General features: G+C 68.9%; 3 protein-coding genes. 1 reads left to right on the top strand and 2 read right to left on the bottom strand.

The annotated features are described in order from the left end of the window. On the bottom strand, positions 1 to 482 hold a 482-nt coding region (locus tag G7A99_RS17985; protein ID WP_163142753.1), incomplete at its 3' end, for an aldo/keto reductase. A gap of 154 nt (positions 483 to 636) precedes the next feature. Here G7A99_RS17985 and purU point away from each other — a divergent pair. Next, complete coding sequence (purU, locus tag G7A99_RS17980; protein ID WP_163142751.1) at positions 637 to 1506, top strand: formyltetrahydrofolate deformylase; 870 nt, start codon at positions 637 to 639, stop codon at positions 1504 to 1506. Here purU and G7A99_RS17975 read toward each other — a convergent pair. After that, on the bottom strand, positions 1503 to 2315 hold the full coding sequence (locus G7A99_RS17975; RefSeq protein WP_018716363.1) for a M48 family metallopeptidase: 813 nt from the start codon (positions 2313 to 2315) through the stop codon (positions 1503 to 1505). The two genes, purU and G7A99_RS17975, sit on opposite strands and share 4 nt — an antisense overlap. Positions 2316 to 2530: the final 215 nt, after the last annotated feature.

Genomic DNA, 2530 nt, shown 5'->3' with positions numbered 1-2530 from the left:
TGATACTCCACCTGGTCGGTGACCAGCGGCGCGCGGCTGAGCCCCTCGGCCTCGCGCACCAGCGCCACAGGGAAGTTGCTCACCCCGATATGGCGGGCCAACCCCTGCTCGCGGACATCGTTGAGCGCGCCGATGGTCTCCCCGAGCGGGACATCCCGGTTCGGCCAGTGGAGCAGCAGCAGATCGACGCTGTCCACGCCGAGACGCCCCAGGCTCTCGCGCACGGAGCGCTGCAGGTCGCCGTCGCGGAAACGGTCCACCCAGACCTTGGTGGTCAACCAGATGTCCTCCCGGGGCACGCCGGCATCGGCGATACCCCGGCCGACACCGGCCTCGTTGCCGTACATCTGCGCCGTGTCGATGTGGCGGTAGCCCGCCTCCAGGGCGGTACGGACCATCTCGCGGGCGTTGTCGTCATCGAGCTGGAAGGTGCCGAAGCCCAGCTTCGGGATGCGGGCACCGGCGGATTCAACGTACTCCATTGCCATGAGTCCCCCTTACGGAATCACCTCTGAGAGGATCGATATAGATAGCCTGCGAACGTTAAAGGGGATGACGACTCATCACGTCCCTTTCAACCCCGGCGCTGCGGTACACTACGCGATCCCGTGCATCAGCCAGTGAAGGCAACCCCCCATGAGCACCGGCCCGCAGCGCACCGCGATCCTCCTCGCCCACTGCCCGGACCAGCGCGGCCTGGTCGCGGCGGTGGGCGATTTCGTCGCCCGCCACGGCGGCAACATCGTCTACTTCGACCAGCACGTCGACGACAGCCAGGGCGTGTTCTTCATGCGCGTCGAGTGGGCGCTGGACGGATTCAGCATCGCCCCGGAGGCCATCGGCGGGACCTTCGCCGACGAGATCGCCGGGCACTACGGGATGACGTGGCGGCTGCACTTCTCCGACGAGCGCCCGAGGCTGGCACTGTTCGTCTCCCGGCTGCCGCACTGCCTCTACGACCTGCTCTCGCGCTGGCAGGGGGGCGAGTGGGCGGTGGACATTCCGCTGATCGTCTCCAATCACGAGGACCTGCGCCCGGTCGCGGAGCGCTTCGGCATCGACTATCACTGCCTGCCGATCACCCCGGAGAACAAGGCGGCGCAGGAGGCACGCGAGCTCGAGCTACTACGCGCCCACGAGATCGATCTGGTGGTGCTGGCGCGCTACATGCAGATCGTCGGCCCCGCGCTGATCGGGGCCTATCGCGAGCGGCTGATCAATATCCACCACTCGTTCCTGCCGGCCTTCGCCGGCGCACGGCCGTACCACGCGGCCCATGCCCGCGGCGTGAAGATCATCGGCGCGACCAGCCATTACGTCACCGAGGAACTCGACGCCGGGCCCATCATCGCCCAGGACGTCACCCCGGTGACCCACCGGGACGACGTCGACGAGCTGGTGCGCAAGGGACGCGACCTGGAGCGGCTGGTGCTCGCGCAGGCGGTGCACGCCCACCTGCAGCGCAAGATCCTCTCCTACGGCAACCGCACCGTGATCTTCGACTAGGGCGTGACCCGCTTGCAGCCCGGCCTGCGCCCGGACTCCTGCGCCTGGCGGTACAGGGACATGGCACGGGGCATGTCCGACTGGAGGCCGTCGATACGCGAGCCATGGGAGGGGTGGGTGGAGAGGAACTCCGGCGGCTGAGCGCCCTTGGACTCCGCCTCCATGTTCTCCCACAACGCGACGCTCTCGCGTGGGTCGAAGCCGGCCCGGGCCATCAGCTCCAGGCCGATGGTGTCGGCCTCGCTCTCGTGGAGACGGCTGAACGGCAGCAGCACACCCACCTCGGCACCGAGGCCGAGCAGGGCCAGGGCCTGCTGGCGGTCACCGTCGCCGTTGCCGGCGATGATGCCGGCGACGGCCAGCCCCGTTCCCACGGCAAACTGCTGGGACATGCGCTCGTTGCTGTGGTCGGCCATGACGTGTCCGACCTCGTGGCCGATGACCGCAGCGAGCTGATCCGGCGACTTCGCCACTTCCAGCAACCCGCGATGGACGCCGATCTTGCCGCCCGGAAGGGCGAATGCGTTGGCGCTGTCGAGGTCGAACACACGCACCTCCCAGTCGCCGTCGGGCTGGTAGCGCTGGGGCACAACGGCGGTGATGGCGTCGGCCACGCAGCGCACGTAGCCGGTCACCGCCTTGTTGTCGAGCACCGGCTTCTCGTCCTTCATCTCCTTGAAGGCAGCCACGCCCATGGCCTGCATCTGGCCGGCGGGGAAGAGCTGGAGCTGGCGCCGCCCCGTCGGCGAGGTCGCACAGGCGACGACGAGCAGGGCCACCACCGTGGCGATCGCGAGTTGCCGCAGCATGGGGTCTCCTCCCGGGCATCGACCATTCGCTCCGGCGGCACGCCGCCGGCTCATTCCGGCCCGCCGCCGGCAACCTCCTGGTAGCGCAGCCGCGCGGCGTTGGCCAGCACTGTGAGCACCGATAGTACCACCAGCACCGCCAGTACGCCCGGGGTCACCAGCCACCCGAAAACCGGCCATGCGAGCCCCGCGGCAACGGGTGCCAGCGCCAGCGC

Source organism: Arhodomonas sp. KWT (assembly GCF_010993615.1).
The sequence above is the reverse complement of the archived record's forward strand: the minus strand, read 5'-3'. Positions and strand labels throughout refer to the sequence as shown.

Excerpts from the sequence above, each read along its gene's own strand:
- purU (WP_163142751.1), top strand. The coding sequence starts at position 637 with ATGAGCACCGGCCCGCAGCGCACCGCGATCCTCCTCGCCCACTGCCCG.
- G7A99_RS17975 (WP_018716363.1), bottom strand. The coding sequence starts at position 2,315 with ATGCTGCGGCAACTCGCGATCGCCACGGTGGTGGCCCTGCTCGTCGTC.